16 protein-coding genes and 1 tRNA gene are annotated in these 18,237 nt (G+C 50.5%); 11 read left to right on the forward strand and 6 right to left on the reverse strand.

The features are described from left to right. Nucleotides 1-57: 57 nt before the first annotated feature. Nucleotides 58-1,701, reverse strand: a complete 1,644-nt coding sequence (locus ACYU8Y_RS16230) for a T9SS type A sorting domain-containing protein (protein ID WP_460939100.1) — start codon at nt 1,699-1,701, stop codon at nt 58-60. A 125-nt stretch (nt 1,702-1,826) separates the two neighbouring features. On the opposite strand from ACYU8Y_RS16230, the gene ACYU8Y_RS16235 reads away from it, so the two are divergent. From ACYU8Y_RS16235 to ACYU8Y_RS16260, 6 genes are all read left to right on the forward strand, one after another. Next, nucleotides 1,827-2,285 (forward strand): hypothetical protein, encoded by a 459-nt coding sequence (locus ACYU8Y_RS16235; RefSeq protein ID WP_460939101.1) that lies wholly within the window; start codon nt 1,827-1,829, stop codon nt 2,283-2,285. Between the two features lie 68 nt (nt 2,286-2,353). Continuing rightward, nucleotides 2,354-3,226 carry an alpha/beta fold hydrolase gene (locus tag ACYU8Y_RS16240; protein ID WP_460939102.1) on the forward strand — a complete coding sequence of 291 codons (873 nt, stop codon included), beginning with the start codon at nt 2,354-2,356 and terminating at the stop codon, nt 3,224-3,226. A 64-nt stretch (nt 3,227-3,290) separates the two neighbouring features. Beyond that, entirely contained in the window at nt 3,291-4,604 is a 1,314-nt protein-coding gene (locus ACYU8Y_RS16245; RefSeq protein ID WP_460939103.1) for an MFS transporter, read from the forward strand. Nucleotides 4,605-4,677: 73 nt separating this feature from the next. Beyond that, nucleotides 4,678-4,752: transfer RNA gene (locus tag ACYU8Y_RS16250), tRNA-Val, on the forward strand. 118 nt (nt 4,753-4,870) lie between these two features. Next, a complete protein-coding gene (locus ACYU8Y_RS16255) occupies nt 4,871-5,104 on the forward strand; it encodes a hypothetical protein (protein ID WP_460939104.1) in 234 nt (77 codons plus the stop codon). A gap of 49 nt (nt 5,105-5,153) precedes the next feature. Then, nucleotides 5,154-6,041 (forward strand): oxygenase MpaB family protein, encoded by an 888-nt coding sequence (locus ACYU8Y_RS16260; protein ID WP_460939105.1) that lies wholly within the window; start codon nt 5,154-5,156, stop codon nt 6,039-6,041. A 19-nt stretch (nt 6,042-6,060) separates the two neighbouring features. Here ACYU8Y_RS16260 and ACYU8Y_RS16265 read toward each other — a convergent pair whose 3' ends face one another. The 3 genes from ACYU8Y_RS16265 to ACYU8Y_RS16275 all read right to left on the reverse strand — a co-directional run bounded on the left by ACYU8Y_RS16265 (nt 6,061) and on the right by ACYU8Y_RS16275 (nt 10,233). Continuing rightward, nucleotides 6,061-7,020, reverse strand: a complete 960-nt coding sequence (locus ACYU8Y_RS16265; protein WP_460939106.1) for a glycoside hydrolase family protein — start codon at nt 7,018-7,020, stop codon at nt 6,061-6,063. An 18-nt stretch (nt 7,021-7,038) separates the two neighbouring features. Beyond that, nucleotides 7,039-8,508 (reverse strand): glycoside hydrolase family 30 protein, encoded by a 1,470-nt coding sequence (locus ACYU8Y_RS16270; RefSeq protein WP_460939107.1) that lies wholly within the window; start codon nt 8,506-8,508, stop codon nt 7,039-7,041. A gap of 87 nt (nt 8,509-8,595) precedes the next feature. Next, nucleotides 8,596-10,233, reverse strand: a complete 1,638-nt coding sequence (locus ACYU8Y_RS16275) for a SulP family inorganic anion transporter (RefSeq protein ID WP_460939108.1) — start codon at nt 10,231-10,233, stop codon at nt 8,596-8,598. Between the two features lie 101 nt (nt 10,234-10,334). On the opposite strand from ACYU8Y_RS16275, the gene ACYU8Y_RS16280 reads away from it, so the two are divergent. The 5 genes from ACYU8Y_RS16280 to ACYU8Y_RS16300 all read left to right on the forward strand — a co-directional run bounded on the left by ACYU8Y_RS16280 (nt 10,335) and on the right by ACYU8Y_RS16300 (nt 14,448). Further along, nucleotides 10,335-11,543, forward strand: a complete 1,209-nt coding sequence (locus tag ACYU8Y_RS16280; RefSeq protein WP_460939109.1) for a THUMP-like domain-containing protein — start codon at nt 10,335-10,337, stop codon at nt 11,541-11,543. A 59-nt stretch (nt 11,544-11,602) separates the two neighbouring features. Then, nucleotides 11,603-12,286 (forward strand): hypothetical protein, encoded by a 684-nt coding sequence (locus tag ACYU8Y_RS16285; protein WP_460939110.1) that lies wholly within the window; start codon nt 11,603-11,605, stop codon nt 12,284-12,286. 441 nt (nt 12,287-12,727) lie between these two features. Next, on the forward strand, nt 12,728-13,279 hold the full coding sequence (locus tag ACYU8Y_RS16290; protein WP_460939111.1) for an RNA polymerase sigma factor: 552 nt from the start codon (nt 12,728-12,730) through the stop codon (nt 13,277-13,279). Between the two features lie 382 nt (nt 13,280-13,661). After that, nucleotides 13,662-14,060, forward strand: a complete 399-nt coding sequence (locus tag ACYU8Y_RS16295) for a hypothetical protein (RefSeq protein ID WP_460939112.1) — start codon at nt 13,662-13,664, stop codon at nt 14,058-14,060. Nucleotides 14,061-14,148: 88 nt separating this feature from the next. After that, on the forward strand, nt 14,149-14,448 hold the full coding sequence (locus tag ACYU8Y_RS16300; protein ID WP_460939113.1) for a hypothetical protein: 300 nt from the start codon (nt 14,149-14,151) through the stop codon (nt 14,446-14,448). A gap of 38 nt (nt 14,449-14,486) precedes the next feature. Here the strand turns inward: ACYU8Y_RS16300 and ACYU8Y_RS16305 are convergent, their stop codons facing one another. Together ACYU8Y_RS16305 and corA are read right to left on the reverse strand one after the other, a co-directional pair. Continuing rightward, complete coding sequence (locus ACYU8Y_RS16305; RefSeq protein ID WP_460939114.1) at nt 14,487-17,030, reverse strand: bifunctional UDP-N-acetylmuramoyl-tripeptide:D-alanyl-D-alanine ligase/alanine racemase; 2,544 nt, start codon at nt 17,028-17,030, stop codon at nt 14,487-14,489. A gap of 81 nt (nt 17,031-17,111) precedes the next feature. Continuing rightward, nucleotides 17,112-18,194, reverse strand: a complete 1,083-nt coding sequence (corA, locus tag ACYU8Y_RS16310) for a magnesium/cobalt transporter CorA (RefSeq protein WP_460939115.1) — start codon at nt 18,192-18,194, stop codon at nt 17,112-17,114. Nucleotides 18,195-18,237: the final 43 nt, after the last annotated feature.

An 18,237-nucleotide genomic window follows, 5' to 3' on the forward strand; every position in this document is an offset into this window, starting at 1 on the left:
CAATCAGGCAAACCCGGTTTCGGACGTATTGCTGATCCGCTCTCTATGATAACTGTTCTACGGGACAACTACTTTTTTCGTCTGAACGCCCGTTTCGTTTTTAATGCGCAGGATATACTGACCAGCGGGCAAATTGGCTACATTTATGACCTCCTTAACAGTGTTAACCTGCCTCCTGAGGACGGATTGGCCGGTTATATTAATTAGCTCAAGTTCTGTGCCGGGAGCAGGCACCCGTCCTAAAGTAACCGTAAGGGTCGTCTGCGCTGGATTGGGGTAGACCATCAGATCGGCAAAAGCAGGCTCGGTAGCTGTCACTGTCCCCATGTCAAACCGACACAGGTACACTTCTCGCCCGGTCAGTTCGATGCTCTGCTGCCAGGATTTGTAACGAACCGTCAGGTTTGTTTTTTGCGTTTCTGTGGCGTAGGGATTCTGGGCAGCTATCAGGATTTTATTCTCCTTCACCACACCCCGCCAAACAGGCAGTTGTTTATCCATCAGATCGCGGGCGGGTGTTTCGATGACGAGCTCATACTTATCCTGAAACATATCGGCGAAGCGCGACAGCCGATACAGCCCGTGGGTAAAATATTCATAAGCCGCATAGGTGTCCGTACGGGCGGGGGCCAGGGTTGGATTCTCCCAAAGCCAGAGACCGGCAGCGCCCGAAAAAAATGGAAAAATTGCCGTAGCCTCCGCCATGAAGGGCTGGATAAAATTGGGAAAGCTATTCGAACTATCGTGGTACCGCAACCAGACCCAGGGAATCACGGGCTTGTTGCTCCACGCCCGGTTTACCTCCACCTGAAACAACAGATAAGCCAGGTAATCTTTCGCCAGTGGGTTCGGGTAATCATAGTAGTAATAGGCTGAGGGCGACAGCGCGTCCAACTGTTCGTAATAGGGGCCGCCAATTCCCCGCCCCGTCGAGTCCTGGACCAGGTAATTCGTCCGACCAAGGTTCGTTGTCCAGTCGGTCCAGCTAAAGGTAGGTACGTTCAGATAGGTGTTCAGAACGGGGGTATCGGCATAGCTGGTCACACTGATCCCCGTCAAATCGGCATGCTGACGAATGTAGCGCATGCCTTCGGCATACAGGTTTCGGATGGCTTTTTTGTAGGCGGCCACAAAGTCGGCATCGGAGAGGTTCCGGTACATTTCGGGCACGCGACTGTCCCGCTTGATCGTTAAAATCCGGCTATCGGTTTCCAGAATACGCTCGTAATCCAGCGCCAGTCGCCCAATGGGTAGCTTATACAGGCCAGCCGCGTTTTTCTGCCCCCCGGCAATTCCCGACAGAAAGTTATCCCATTTGGCGCGATAGGCCGTCAGATCGTTTGCCCAGGGGCTTTCCAGGGTTTCCCAAGGCTGATTCAGGCCTGTCGCGATGCCGTAATATACCACCGTCCGTTGGGCAGGCTGCACCAGCGTTCCGTACTCACTATCCTTAATATCAACCAGTTGACTAAACCCATGTTTGAGGGGGCTGGCCTGCGTATCAGTAAACCGGGGGCCGCCGTAAATAACCGGAAACGGGAGCGAGAACTCCGGAAATTTGCTCCATTCAATTTGGTTCGGCTGGCTCACTGGCGTAAACGTAAGCCGCTCGGCGCACTGCTGTTGCGCCAGCGCAGTTGATTGAATTGTCAGCCAAAACCCACTTATCCAGAATAAGAAACAACCAAAAGGGATACGCATTGCTTGAAGTTTCGCCAAAACTACGGAATTTTAAGGGCGAATACTGGTCCAGTTGCTAAACGAATACCCCAGCGCTGTTCGTTAGTTAACCTCACGACAAAACGAAAAAACAACCTAATCCGGTTATGAATACACTACGCATGCTTATTCTCACCTCGGTTCTGTTCGGCTCACTAGTCAGTTGCAAAAAAGACAATGGCGATGATCCCAACCCCACGGTTGACTCCCGCACGGAATTGCTGGTCGCCAATAACTGGCGGACGGCGAAGGTAACGACTCCCGACGGGCAGGAAATCAACAGAAACCGGCTGGGTCTAACGACTCAGGTACTCTTTGACCTCGACATGCAGTTTCGGAAAGATGGATCGGTTCGTGCCCTTGATTACAACCGGTCTAACTCCGTTGTCAACGGAGGCAGTTGGAAACTGACGGCCGATAGTCAGTCAATGGATGTCGATGTACAGGGCTTCAAGGGTAATTTCCCGATTATTCAGCTCAATAAAAGCAAGCTCATCCTTCGTCAAAGCGCGCCCGTCGATGGCAAAACCTCCGACATCAATCTTGAATTTAACCCAACGTTGTAAGTGATAGAATGAGTGATTGATAGAATGCCTGGCGCATCCCTATTCAATCATTCTATCATTCAGTTTATATGAAGTTTGAAACAGAGCCGGGTTTCTTTTTATCGGCCGACGTATGGGGCAACCCGGCAAACCCGCCCGTCATTTTGTTGCACGGGGGCGGCCAAACCCGGCATTCCTGGGGCGACACAGCCCAACGGCTGGCCGATGCGGGCTGGTATGCCATTGCGCTCGACGCCCGGGGTCATGGCGACAGCAACTGGTCGGCGGAGGGACATTACAGCATTGATTACCTGGCCAGCGACTTGCGGGCCGTTTGCGCACAACTTTCCGACAAACCCGCTTTAGTGGGCGCTTCCATGGGTGGTATGACCGCCCTCATTGCCGAAGGTGAGCGCCCGATTGACTCCCCATCGATTTGTTCAGCAATCGTTCTGGTCGACATTGCCCCTCGCGCTGAGCAGAAAGGCATCGAACGAATTTTTGCCTTTATGAGTGGCAATCAGGATGGATTCGCTTCCCTCACCGAAGCGGCCGAAGCCGTAGCCGCTTATTTGCCCAACCGCCCCCGCCCATCGGACAACAGTCGTCTGGAGAAAAACCTTCGACTTCGGACCAACACGATAGGAGAAGTCCGCTACTACTGGCACTGGGACCCGCAGATGCTGGCCCTCTGGCGGCAGCACACCGGGCCCGACCAGCAGACCAGCAATGAAGAACGGCTATATCGGGCCGCTCATGCGCTCACCGTTCCGACGCTGATTGTGCGCGGGGGAATCAGTGATGTCGTGAGTGAAAACGTAATGGCTGAATTCATCGACGCGGTTCCCCATGTGCGCAGTGTCAGCGTTGCCAATGCCGGCCATATGGTTGCTGGCGACTCAAATCATGCGTTTACGAAGGCAGTCATCGACTTTTTAAAAGGCGAAAGAATGAAAGAGTGAATGAGCGAAACATAACAGTTCTGCTTTTGTATCTTCGCTCATTCACTCTTTCGCTCGTTGAGCAATGAAAAACTCCCCCCGTGTCCTGACCGCCTGGACATTTTATGACTGGGCCAACTCCGTTCATTCGCTGGTGATTGTATCCAGCATTTTCCCGGTGTATTTCTCCGCAACGGCGTTAAACGAGAACGGTGGTCCAATCATTGATTTTCTGGGCATATCGATCAAGAATTCAGTTTTGTTTTCCTACACGATTTCAGCAGCCTTTCTGCTGACGGCCCTCCTATCCCCTATTTTCTCCGCCATTGCCGACTACAGCGGCCAGAAGAAAACCTTCATGAAGGCCTTTTGCTATACCGGTGCGATCAGTTGCAGCCTGCTGTATTTTTTCACGAAAGAGACGACGACTTTGGCTGTGATCTGTTTCTGGCTGAGCCTGATCGGGTGGAGCGGCAGTATCGTCTTTTATAATTCGTACCTCCCCGATATTGCCACCGAAGATCAATATGACCGGGTTAGTGCCCGTGGGTTTTCAATGGGCTACCTGGGCAGCGTTCTGCTCATGGTGTTTAACCTGCTGGTAATTCTGAAACGCGATTGGTTCGGAAATATCTCGGAAGCGATGGCCTCCCGGATTGCCTTTCTGACCGTGGGTATCTGGTGGGTTGGTTTCGCCCAGATCCCGTTCAGCCGCCTACCCGATGGCATCCGAAAAACGGGCCGACAACCAGGAAACTACCTGCTCAATGGATTCAGAGAATTAAAGCACGTTTGGGCTGAGTTACAAAATCAACCTTTAGCCAAGCGGTTTCTGGTCGCCTTTTTCGTGTATAATATGGCTGTGCAAACGGTCATGTACGTGGCTACGATCTTCGGAAGTGATGAATTGAAACTACCAGGGCAAAGCCTGATTATCACGGTCCTACTGATTCAACTGGTGGCTATTCCGGGGGCTTATGGCTTCTCGCGCCTGTCGGAGCGGCTAGGCAATACATACGGACTCATGACAGCCGTGTTGATCTGGATTGCGGTATGCGCCGGCGCTTATTACGTACAAACGCAAAATCAGTTCTTCGTCCTGGCGGCTATTGTCGGGTTGGTCATGGGGGGCATTCAATCACTGTCCCGTTCGACTTATTCCAAGCTCATCCCGGCTACGACCGACACGGCCTCCTACTTCAGTTTTTACGACGTAACCGAAAAAACATCTATCGTATTTGGCACCCTGGTGTATGGGCTGATTGAACAATTAACGGGGAGTATGCGAAATTCGATACTCGCCCTGTTAGGGCTGTTTGTAATTGGATTTGTCCTTCTATGGCGAATTCCTTCACAAAAAGTTTACCGGACCCATTTGGAAACAGAGGAAGTTTTGTAAGTTTGCAGCCCCGGAAGGCGTTAACGACGCCATTTTTCTGGAAGAGCTCCACGCAGGGTCTTCCCCGGAACAAAGGAGGTTAGCTCAGTTGGTTCAGAGCGCTGCTTTGACAGAGCAGAGGTCAGCGGTTCGAGCCCGCTACTTCCTACTAAAACCTAAAAACGCCCCAAATTTACTGAATTTGGGGCGTTTTTAGGTTTTAGTGTGAGCAAAGTGTATTTTGTAGAAAGGTATAGTAATTAGCCACACTACCCCACCATACCTAAATGAATGATTCACATCCTGAGCCTGAAGGTCCAAGAAAGCTTTCCGTTGGTGATAAACTTTTTTCTGAAGGCAGTTGGGACGTTCTCTTCGTCACGATTGTGTCTGTCACCGAAACAGAAGCGCTTAGTGATCATGGATACCGTTTCTATCGTATCTTTAAGGATGGTGATGCTCATATCAATGCGGACTTGTCACCCAGTTGGGATTTTCGTCATTGGGTAGTTGATTCGTAGTTCGTTGGCTTACCCGTTTCGTCCAGTAAACAACTCTTTTCCGTTCCCGATGCCTACTACTTACCGCAAACGCTTCGGTTTGTTGCGTGACCCGGCCGTTCGGCAAGAACTGCAATCGCTGGACCCTGTTCGCGATCACCAGCGTATGGTCCACTTGCTGACGGCCTACGAATTTCCGTTCGACATTACCCGTGCGCTGGAACTGGCCCTGTTTCATACCTACGCCAGTCCACGGGTATCGGGGTTGCTGGCCCGGACGGGTGAGTTTGAACACCACGGTCAGAAACGGTACGACGACACGAGCCGCCTGATCTCGGAGTTTATGGAATCGGGCTACGACAGCGCCAAAGGGCAGCGGGCGATCGAGCACATGAACCACATTCATGGTCATTACCGCATCGACAACGCTGACTTCTTGTTCGTTCTGGCCACGTTCGTGTTCTATCCCATCGACTGGATACGACAGTACGGCTGGCGACAGTTAAGCACTTCGGAAGAACTGGCCCTGTTTTATTTTTTCCGGGAAGTGGGCCGACGAATGAACCTCCAGGATTTACCGGCGAGCCTGACGGATATGCGTTCATTCACAGCCGCTTATGAAGACAGGCATTTTCGCTACACGGAAAGCAACCGGAAGATTGCCGATGCCACCGTCAGAATTGTGCAGGGATGGTTCCCCCGGTTTCTGCACCCGCTCGTGCAGCCAACATTTGCCGCGCTGATCAACGACAAGCTCCGGAATGCATTTGGCTTTCAACAGCCACCGGGCTGGTTTACGGCCATGACAACGGGAGCGTTATGGTTGCGGAAATGGCCATTGCGCTGGATCACGTTTGAAAAGTACCCGTCGACAGTCGATAAGGCAACTTATCGCTCCTATCCGGAAGGGCCGCCCGATATAGAAACTGTTGGGCCAACGGCATTACTAAAACCCTAGTCTGAACGCCACGTCTATTTTATTTCGCCTTCCTATCACCGCTCGTCGGCAAAAACAGATTGACAGCCGGGTGCATGGTGTAGAGTCGATATTGGTCACCATCAATCACAACAATACCGCTTGATCGATTGCCGCCGATGATGGGATTGGCACTATATTTTTTCCAGTGAACCAAATCGGTCGAGACGGCTATATTGGTTGACCATTCGTGCCAGTCAGCAAAGGCAGACGCGTGATAATAGGCATAGTAGGCTCCTTTGTAGTGAATAATCTGGTTCATGGCTACGGCATACCGGTCATAGTTTGCAGGGCCTCTTTCCAGTACCGGCTCGTCCTGCACATTCGTCCAGACTTTCAGATCGTTGGATGTCGCCAGCCAGACAGCCTGGTCCTTACGTTCGTAAAAAAGATACCATTTCTCTTTTTCTTTCCACAGAGTTGGTGTTCCGTAAGGCCCTTTGCTCAATGGCTGATTGGTTGTGTACCGGATGTCGAGGGGCCCCTGTTCCGTCCAGTGTATCCGATCCGTTGACGTAAGCAGATGAGCCACATCGTTTTGCCCTTCGGCAACCATGTAGTAGGTATTCCCCGATTTAACTACACACATGTCTTCCACCCAGGTCGTGTTATGGACAGGGTTGCCTTTGTAACGGGTCCAGGTGACGCCATCGGCCGACGTAGCATACCCCAGAGACCGGCTCTGGGTAGCGCCTTCCCGGTAGCCGGTATACCAAAGATGATAGGTATTGCCTTCGCGAAGGATATAGCCGCGCTCACGAATTTTCTGATCCCAGGTGTCTGTGCCGGTTCCGGTAAATACCGGATTGGTTGAATGTGGTGAGAACGCCGTTAGTTCTGCCGGAAAGTCCGGCACATCCTGCACAGAGGGGTGCAGTGCATCCAACCCCGCCCACTGGGCAGAGCCGATTCCGACAAGCAGCAGACTAGCAACAAACGCAGTTCGAATGAAGATCAGCATGGGTTGACAAACGACAGATTACTCGACTAAATAGGTACCAACAGCACCACCCGGCAGGACAGCCACCGCTCGTTTTCCTTCTTTCTCAATGGTAAACCGATGGGTTGTCGAGCTGTCGTTCAGCACGATCAGGACGACACGCCCCTCCGGTGTTTTAAACGCAACATTGGGCAGTGATGTTGGCAGGTCGGAGCCAATACGGACGGAACCGGGCCGAACGAATTTAGACGCGACCGCAATGTTGTAATAGGCTGGATTCCGCTTTACTAAGTTCCCGTCGATGGTTATCGCGCCCAGACACTGATCGCAGCCACCCGGTGTATGCGGTTTCTGCGCCGGGTCGGCAGCCAGGTTCCACTGCAAAACGGTTCGGCTCCAGTTTCGGGTAGCGCCAATGATGAGTTCCCGAACGTGCCAGACCAGATCCCCTTTCAGGTTACCGGGGGCACCAATCCACTGCTCGGTAAAGTACAGGTTTTTGTCAGGATAAGCCTTATGTACCTCAGACAACGCATTGATTGGACCAGCATACAAATGAAACGCCGACCCATCAATATAGGGGCGGGCAGCCGGATCGTTCAGCACCATAATTGGGTAATCAGGACGATCAGCGTTGTGGTCGTACAGAATAATTTTTGTTTTGAGGCCCGCTTTTTTGACAGTCGGCCCCAGATTCTGTTTGATAAACAGGGTCTGTTCGGCGGGCAGCATCAATAAACTGGGATTATTACCGGGATGCAGCGGCTCATTCTGGATCGTGATGGCGTCGATACGGATACCAGCCGCCTGCATCCCCTGAATGTATTTGACGAAGTAGCGGGCGTAGGCGTCGTAAAATTCGAGTTTCAGGCTTCCACCCTTCGTATTGCCGTTTGACTTCATCCAGGGCGGGGGCGACCAGGGCGATCCCAAAATTTTCAGGGCCGGGTTTATGGACAGTATCTGTTTGAGCACCGGAATCAGGTACTCGTTGTCGGGTGCCAGGCTAAATTTAGTTAGTTTCGGATCTGTTTCACCAGCCGGAAGGTCATCGTAGGAGAACACCCGCTCGTCGAGGTCCGATGCCCCGATACTTACCCGCAGATAACTCACGCCAATCCCCGCTCCTTCTGTCGAAAACAGTTCTTTTAGCAGGGATGCCCGCGCGGCTGCGCTCATCCGGCTGATGAGCATGGCACTGCCGCCCGTAAGCGTATAGCCGAATCCGTCGATGGTTTGGTAGGTTTGCGACGTATTTAGATGGATCGTTGGGTTGTCGGTATCGGCAGGCTTACTGGCATTCGCAAAGGGGATCGACGGCTGCTGAACAAATAGAACCGGCCGACCCGGATCAGTCAGCCAAACGGCTACCCGGCCAGGCTGCCCCTCCGTTTGGGCAGCCTGATGTATGTTTTTTTGCGGAGCCTGCTTTTGGCTATACACCCGAACCGCCGAAGCAATTACCAGCATAGCGACCCCTAAACACAGTTGCCGAACTTGTTTCTTCATTTCATTTACAAAGCAAAGGGCGCGTTCCGGCAGGCCTGCATCTCGCTGCCATACAGGCCGGTTCATCGACTGGACCAAGTAACGATTTTACTTAACCGGATTTGTCATTGCCTGTTCAATAAACGACGAATTATTGCCTTTTCGGTTCCATTTTGGTTGGGTCAACACTACGTTTTTGAGCTCGTAACCAATCCCCTGGATCCTGGCAATGTCGCGATAATCGTGAAGCATCGTATAGATGTCGTGGTCGATGAACGACGCCTTCGTTCCATCGATAATTACCTCATCCCCAGACACCAGCGTATTGAGGGCCTCTTTCAACTGAGGTTTGCTCAGAAAATAGAGATCTTTCTCAAACTCAATCGTCACGTGGTTCCCATCACGGAGGAAACTAAATGTCGACTGAAAATTGGTGTACATTACGTAAATAATGCCCACAACGGAACCAAGCGCAATGCCAATCAGTAAATCCGTGAACACAATTCCGGCCACCGTGACAACGAACGGAACAAACTGGCTCCACCCATCCCGGTACGTTTTCTTAAAAATACTTGGCTTGGCTAATTTGTAGCCAACCAGAATCAATACAGACGCCAGACATGACAGCGGAATGTAATTCAACAGGGGGCCACCCAGAAATACCGCCACCATCAGAAAAACACCGTGCAGAATGGCCGAAATTCGGGTTATTGCCCCGCTGTATACATTGGCCGATGTGCGGACCACAACCGATGTAACAGGCAAACCCCCAATCAGACCGGACAACATATTCCCTATTCCCTGCGCAATCAGTTCCTGATTCGTCGACGACACTCGTTTGGCTGAATCGAGCCGATCCGATGCTTCGAGATTCAATAACGTTTCCAGGCTGGCTACGAGGGCAATGGTAGCCGCAATTTTGTAAATTTTGGCGTCCTGCAGAGCACTGAAATCAGGAAAATCGAAAATCGAGAACAAACTTTTTCCCGGCGCAATGGTCGGAATCTGCACCATATGCTGATGGGCAGTATCGCCCAGATACCAGTCCGGGACAGCTACCCGGAAAAATTCATTGAGGCCAACACCCAACACGACGACGGCCAAAGCCGCGGGGAAATTCTTGAAAAAAGCGCGGGTACTCCGCCCCGCCGTACGCTCCCAGGCAATTAAAAAAGCCATTGACATCAGGCTGATGACAACCGCACCCGTACTGGCCGTTTCAATGGCCCGGTATATTTCGGAAATTGTGTTTTCGCCATCGGCCAGTTGCTGAAACTCAAATTCGCCCTCATAATCACTATCGCGGCCCAGGGCATGCGGAATTTGTTTCAGAATAATGACGATGCCAATCGCAACGAGCATTCCCTTAATCACGCTATCGGGAAAGAAACTGCTGAATCGACCGGCTTTTACGAGGCCCAGAGCCAATTGAATGAGCCCTGCGAGCACAACGGCCGCCAGAAATGCCTCATAAGAGCCTACTTTTGCAATGGCATCGGCAACGATAACCGCCAGGCCAGCGGCTGGTCCGCTTACGCTAACTTCAGAACCAGAAAATAAACCGACGACGATGCCACCGATCATGCCGGCAACCAGCCCTGAAAACAGAGGAGCACCCGATGCCAGGGCTATACCCAGACAGAGCGGCATAGCGACCAGAAATACGGATAAGCTGGCGGGCAGATCCTGCCGAAAATAACTCGATTTATAATGCGTGAGTGTGTATAGCGGATTAACTCGTTTCATACGATATGTCGATTACGATGCGTACCCTGTTCCAACACCGACATTTGCCTGAGTAGTAAACAGCATTAAAAAGAAATTAAAAACAGATTAATACTTATCCATTGCTTACTCTTTCTACCGCTGAACGAGAATTTATACGGGCTCACCTGACCGACGATGTCCGGGTGGTAGCGCTGCGGAATCCTCCCCAGGGACTGGATGTCCGCAAATTGGTGGCCCAACTGGCCGCTCGCCAAAAAGCGCGTGAAAAACTGCCAGCCTGGTACGCCAACAATGCCCTTATTTTCCCTCCGGCTCTGTCGGTCGAACAGGCATCATCCGAACGAACGGCCCAGTACAAAGCTACATTGGTCTACGGAAACCGATTGCTCGACCTGACGGGTGGCATGGGCGTCGATAGCTGGGCATTTGCCCAACATCTGGAGCAGGTTATCTATGTCGAGAGAAATGAGGAGCTGGCACAACTGGCGGCTCACAACCTGCCCCTGCTTGGAGCGACCAATGTTTCGGTGGAAACCGGGGATGGACTGGCCTTTCTGAAAACGTATCAGCCCTCTTCGGAGGAAATAGACTGGATATACCTGGATCCACACCGACGCGACGCAACCGGTGGCAAGGTGGTCCAACTGCAAGATTGTGAGCCCGATATGTCGCAATCCACTACACAGACTTTCCTGTTGACGAAGGCAAAACGAATTTTACTGAAAGCCTCCCCGTTACTAGACCTGAATTCGACCGTCCAACAACTCATGGGTCGGGTAGAATCGGTTCATATTGTAGCGGTGTCGGGAGAGGTCAAAGAAATTTTATTTGTCATTGGTCCTCAATCGATTGCCAGGGATGATGTCTTGATTAACACCGTTAACCTATTGACTAATGAAACAAAAAACCTGTGCTTTCGCTGGCAGGAAGAGCGTACGGCCAACGTGTCCCTGGGTAATCCACGCGCGTACCTGTACGAGCCCAACGCGGCTGTTTTAAAGGCAGGCGCGTTTCGGTTGGTGGGTGCTCGCTTTGGCCTCACGAAGCTTGCTCCGCATAGCCATTTATACACCAGCGATGAAGTGCGCTGGGATTTCCCAGGCAGAATCTTTTCTTTGGTAGAAATACTCAAACCAGATGCTAAATCGGTTAAAATGCATATTCCAGACCTGAAAGCTAATCTAACCGTTCGTAACTTCCCTCAGACCGTGGCGGAGTTGCGAAAAAAACTATCTCTACGCGATGGCGGAGATACCTATATTATGGCAACTACGCTTCTCAACGGCGACAAACGGCTGTTGATCACCAAAAAAGTCAGTCAAGTTTAACCACCATAAATTCACCTTACGTATACCGGCTTAATCAGCCACAAAATGTCAACATCACCATGAAAACCACCCTACACTTTATCCTGATTTGTTGCCTGTTAGCCCCCGTATCCTCAACCATTGCTCAAACCGTTTATGCGGGCGAAAGTACCGTTGACAAAGCCAAATTATCGGGTCTTTACTTAACCATTCAGGGCGATGGGAAACAGATTGAAAAAGACTGGGAAACGCAGCTTCAAACCTATGGGCGGGCCAGTTCTTCACGCGGGACCTACCGCGTACCCAATGCGAGTATTTCGACTGTATCATCCGAACCAATCAATTTGATCAGTACAGTGAAATCATCGCGTACGTCGGCCACCATTTTTACAGCGTTTGATCTGGGTAGCGGAAACTTCGTAACACCCGGAGGCACTGGCTACTCCGCTGCTGAGGATATTCTAAAGAGCTTTGCCAGCAAGACCTTATATGATCAGGAAGTTCGAATTGCGCAAAATAGCTTCGACGAGGCCCAGAAAAACCATCAGAAAATGGTTCGTAATGGCGAAAAACTTCAGCGGGATATTGAGCAGAATGCTAAAGAGAAAGAGAAGCTGTTAAAGCGGATTGACGACAACGCCAAAGAACTGGAACAACTGATCAAAGATCAGGCAACAAACAAAACCGACCAGGAAACAGCCCTTACGGAACTGGAAAGTCGTAAAAAAAATGTAGAAGCGGTAAAGACGAAGAAGAGTAATTAAGCATTCTTCGCAGCCGGCGAACACCCCTTCTATTCAACCCATCTTAGTGTGAAACGTGCATTAATGTGGCTTGATTAGAAGGGGTGTTCGCTTTATTATTAAATTTTTTTCAAAATCCCCAAACTCAATATAGTACTATTAAAATTTATTATCATACAAATGTATAGAATCGCAAGCTACGATAAACAAAAGGCGTTCAAGCATATAACTAGCTGTATTACAAAGAATTAAAAACCAACTACAATTCTCATGGATGATGCTTTATCAAATTCAAACCACTTCATTTTTCATATCATCACATATAATATCCTAACACCGCTTAATATATTAAGGCTTTTTTAACCAACCAATTAACATCCCGGAAATGTTATCTGTGCGTATATAAGACAAAAGCTCATATACCCATTTACTAACCCATTTTTACTTCATTACTACCCACTCATGCACGCTTCATTAACAGACGAAGAAACGATTCGCCAGTTTTTATCGAGTCAACCCAATCACTGTTTTGAAACACTGTATAATCGATACGTGAATAAAGTTTATCGACGGTGTCTGTCGATGACCAAGGACAGTGAAAAAGCAGAAGATTTTACGCACGACATATTTCTCAAAGCATTCGGTAAACTCGACGCGTTTCAGGAACGATCCAGTTTTTCCACCTGGCTTTATTCCATCGCCTTTAACTATTGCTCCGACCAATTGCGCATAGCCAAACGGGCTAATGTGGTACCCATCGACGATACCTCCAAGCTGGATATAGCGGACTCGCAAGACAGTCAACTGCATGAAGAGTCGCTTTTACTCGTTCGGCGAGCAATGAAAAGCCTGACCCCAAAAGAACAGGACTTGTTGCAACTAAAATACGAAGATGGGATGACCATCGAGCAGATTGCCCAATTGTATGATATTAAGACCAGCGCGGTTAAAATGAGACTCAAGCGCTGTCGGGAGAAAATTCACCGACTGTATACCCAGCACGAAAATAGTTAGCAAAAAATAATCGCTTTTTAATAGTCTAGCAGTAAAGTAGCTTAGTCGTTCATAGTCAGCAGAAATATACTGGAAGCGGTAAGAATATCGCTCGGCTTTTATTCTTCCCACATAACAATATGCCTCAACGGCACGTTGGGCTAAGTTAGAAGGCAGTTCACTGCTTTTGTAGGGGTTTTTTAATTACGATTAATTAACTCCTAGGTGTGGATAGAAAGCGGAAAGCCTGGCTACTTTGTGGCTAGGCTTTTTTGTTGCCGCCATTCTTCGTTAGGTTTCTTCGCTGAAATGGTATTATCAAAAACCAGTACTTCTATAGCGTTTCTCTGTATATTCGCTACGTCGTGCAGCTCAGATCTTATTTAGCTTACCATTTGTCAATATGAAATTTGCAAGTCTAGCCCTTTTCTTTCTGATCGGTTTGTCGTCCCTGGGGTTCGCCCAAACGAAATCGGTAGAAAACGAAAAATTCGTTTTTCTCAATAATGGTGCTACAATCGGTATGATCGTTAAGTCGGTCCTGAAAGCCGACAAACAACGGTTGAAGCTAACTGATCAGCAATTGCCCAAAGCCAAAGAAATAATCACCAATGCTACCGTCAGTTTCAATGAGGGCGTAAAGAAGCTGAAAGCAAGCGGTATGACCAGCAAAAAATTACGAGCGTTGGCCGTCGTGGTCGAAACCGACAAAGTGCATGCCTACAAGCCCCTCCTGACCCCTGAACAGTATGCCATCCTGGTGGCCAACCATAAGAAAGTTTTCCCAGAAGGAAAAGTGTAATAACCGCCAATAAGTACACTTATGCCCGTCCGGTAGTAAGTCGTCGCCAAGTAATGATCGAAACGTTTCACCCATACCCTGACCAGCTATGATCGCTTTTTTGATTGCCTTGGGTACAACCCTACTTTGGTGTTTCTTTGACAGGCCCTGGAAAACGAAACGATCTATAAACAAGCCTGTTAACTATTATCAGGGTGTTGTCCAAAAAAATAGCGTCGATACGTACAAACGGGAATTTGTAAAACGACAGGCAGAAGAAGGACTACGCCAACGGCCTCTGGACCGGGTTTATTTCAGTACCCCCGGCCGGTCATACATGCGGTATATTTGGAAAGGGCGTATCCTGACTAGTGACAAAACCTGGCCCTATCCGCCCAACACTCCGTAACGATTGCGCCCAGCCGTCAATGACGGCCGGACGCAAAATCAGTTTCCTTCTTTGAAAAACACCCGTTTGACGCGTTCGCTGACGCCCGTCAGAATTTCGTATGGAATGGTTCCTATGCGCTGCGCAAGCTCCGTGATAGGAAGTTCAGGGCCAAAAATAAGTACTTCATCCCCTTCGCTGGCCGATGCAGCCGTGACGTCGATCATGGTCATGTCCATGCAGACATTTCCAACAGTTGGGCACCGGGTTCCATTGACCCAAACTTCGCCAATGCCATTGCCCAACCGGCGGTCGTAGCCGTCGGCATACCCAATGGCCAGCGTGGCGATTCGGGCGTCGTGGTCGAGTACACCCCGGCGACTGTACCCCACCGACTCCCCCGACCGAACGGCTTTGATCTGGCTAATCACCGTTCGCAATGTGCCTACCGGCTGCAAAGCAGCCTGGTTGATCTGGGCCGCTTCCACGCCATACAAACCAATCCCCAACCGAACCATATCGAGTTTGTACGCGGGAAAGCGCACAATACCGGCGGAATTAAGCAAATGCCGGGTCGGGCGGTAGCCAAGTGCCGATTCAAGAACCGTCGTACTCCGAATGAAACTCGCGTATTGCTCGTCCGTGAATGAGTTGAACTGCGCATCGTCGGCCCCGACCAGATGGCTGAACACGGTAGCCACGCGCAAAGCCGGGTTGTGAATCAGGTAATCGGCAACCGTTGGGATCTCATGTTCCAGAAAACCCAGCCGGTGCATACCCGTATCAATTTTCAAATGCAGCGGATAAGCGGCCGTTCCCGACACGGGCTTTCCATCGCCCGGCTCCACGTATTCGCGGATGTATCTTCCCCATTCCATCAGCATTCGTAGGCTGTATACCTCGGGTTCCAGCCTGTATTCCAGCAAAGTAGCGAAAGTTTCGGGGGCGGGATTCATAACCATTATCGGCAAATCGACGCCATTTTGCCGAAGCGATACGCCCTCATCAGCATACGCCACTGCCAGGTAATCAACCCGATGAAACTGAAGCAGTTGAGCCACCTCGGCGCTACCACTTCCGTAGGCAAATGCCTTAACCATCACCATGAGTTTCGTGTCAGCGGGTCGGGATGCCGCATCATCGCTCCGGGCGATCCGCTCGCGGTAATAGTTCAAGTTATGAGTTAACGCATCCAGGTTTATCTCCAGCACCGTACCATGCACTTTCCGCTCCAGCCGATGCACGATCCGTTCGAATGAAAAGGGTCTGGCTCCTTTTACCAGAACGGTACTATCGCGTAAATCGCTGAACACAAAACGGGTCAGAAACTCATCGGTCGTTGCGTAGAACAGGCTATTTGTCGCAAAGAAATGGGCATTTCGGCTGACAACAGAGCCAATTCCAATGAATTGTTCCACCTCGCTGGCTCGCATCAACTCGCCTACCTGCTGATACAACTCGGCTTCGGGCTGCCCGGACTGAAGCACATCCGACAGAATAACGACCCGGCGCGTTCGGGTCCGTTGCTGATTCAGAAAGCGCAGGGCGAGTTGCAAACCAACCACATCATTGTTGTAAGAATCGTCGATCAGCACACAGTTGTTGATGCCTTCTTTTTGCTCCAGCCGCATGGAAACGGGTCGCAACCGGTTCAGGCGACTCTGCAGCTCGGCGGTATTCCAGGGGCGCAGGGTCAGCATCGTTACGATGCAGTGCATGAGGTTTTCCAGCGAGGCCGGGTCGGTAAACGGAAGCGTCAGATTCAGCCCGCTCCTGCTTTCTTTTTCCGTCAGGGTTAACCGATCGCCCTGTAATGATCCCTGATAGGTAGCGGACTGTCCTGTTAACGACCAGGTTATGAGTTGCATATCGGGATTGACGGCCTTCAGCAGCATATTGACTTCTTCGTCAATATCGGCGTAATCGACGGAATAGATCAGCGTATTGGCGTGGATAAACAGCCGCAGTTTCTCCGCCACTTTTTGCTTCCGCGTTCTAAATCCTTCATCATGAGCCGTACCGATGTTTGTGAAGATGCCCATAGTGGGCCTGATGATGGCTTCAAGGGCCTGCATTTCCTGCGCTTTGGATATGCCAGCCTCAAAAATCCCCAGTGTATCGTTCTCCGTCAGTGTATGCACGGACAACGGCACACCCAACTGCGAGTTATAACTTTTGGGGCTTTTGGCCACAACAAATCCATCGGTCGAGAAACCCCGGTCGAGCAATTGAGCCAGCCACTCCTTAACGATGGTCTTTCCGTTGCTGCCGGTTATGCCGATGACGGGAATGCGAAACTGCCTTCGGTGTTCAGCCGCCAGGGTTTGCAGGAGGTGCAGGCTGCTATCGACCTCAATAAATTGAGCGTCGGCATAAGCGGCCAGTTCGTTCCGGCGTTCGGGGGTCAAGGCCGACCGTTCGACCACGAACTGACGTATTCCTTTCCGGTACAAGTCCCCGATGAACGCATGCCCGTCGTGGTGTTCGCCCTGAATGGCAAAAAAAACAGACTCAGCCGACCGCGCATCCGTAACCGGCCCAGTCACCTGCCGGGAGTCGGTAAACCACTGTTGGTTAATTAATTGAAAGTCTTTTGAAAGCATACTAGGTGTCAAACTGCCTATGTTGATGTAGCCGATAGTCGGTTTACGCGGCTGGATGCAGGAAGAGACGCATCGAAACGATCACATCCATCCCCGTCGTTTAAAATAAATGATCTCGCCCAGGGCAATGAAGGCCATAACAAACAGGGTCCAAAAATAGCCCGTTGGCGAGCGAAGCTCGGGCATGTTACTGAAATTCATGCCGTAGATACCCGCAATAAACGTCAGCGGAATAAAAATAGCCGACACAATGGTCAGCGTTTTCATCACCGAGTTCATGCGGTTGTTCACAATCGAGTAATACACATCCATTAACCCGGCAATGAGTTCCCGATACGATTCGAGCGTTTCGATGACCTGATTTACGTGGTCGGACAGATCACTCAGGAACGGCATCGTGCTGTGCTGAATCAGTTCAGATTCGCCACGCAGCAATAGCCCAATCATGTCACGCAATGGGTTGACTGTTCGACGGATAAAGGCCAGTTCACGCTTGAGTTTATACAGTGTAGCCAGGGTTTGCTGAGTGGCCTGCTCCTGTACAATCTGCTCCTCCAGCTCATCCATTTTTTCGCCGATACGCTCCGTTATCACGAAGTAATGGTCGACGATAACGTCCATCAGGGCATACAGCAGGTAATCGGCTCCATTTCGGCGGGTTTTGCCCGACGAGGCCTTGATGCGATCAATGACTGGCTCAAAAATATCCTTTGATCGTTCCTCCTGGAACGAGATCAGGTAGTTCTTTCCCAGTACCAGACTAATGTGCTCGATGTCGATTTCCTGCAGTTGGCGGCTGTGGTGCAGCATTTTAAGCGTCACAAAGACCACCGTATCGTCGTACAGGTCGATTTTTGGTTTTTGCTCCGTATTCAGCACATCTTCCAGCAACAGTGGATGCAGGTGATACTGTTGCCCAAGGGCAGCCACTACTTTGGGTTCATGGATACCATCCACATCGACCCAGCTAACGTAGGGTGATTCTGTGTTGGGCAGCTTGCACGCACTCAGCCGACTGCTGTTATCAATGTGGTAATCCGTGGCGTTATAATCGATGCGTTTAATTTTTATGGCGTGTTCAATTTCCTCTCCCACATAGGTAAGGGTACCCGGTGAGGTGCCGAGCAATTTCTCAGCGGATCGGTTGCGTCGGCGTTTCGACATACGTTACTGAATGAATTCGCCAGGGATGGCGTTCGTTTTGAGG

Source organism: Spirosoma humi, from assembly GCF_054776575.1.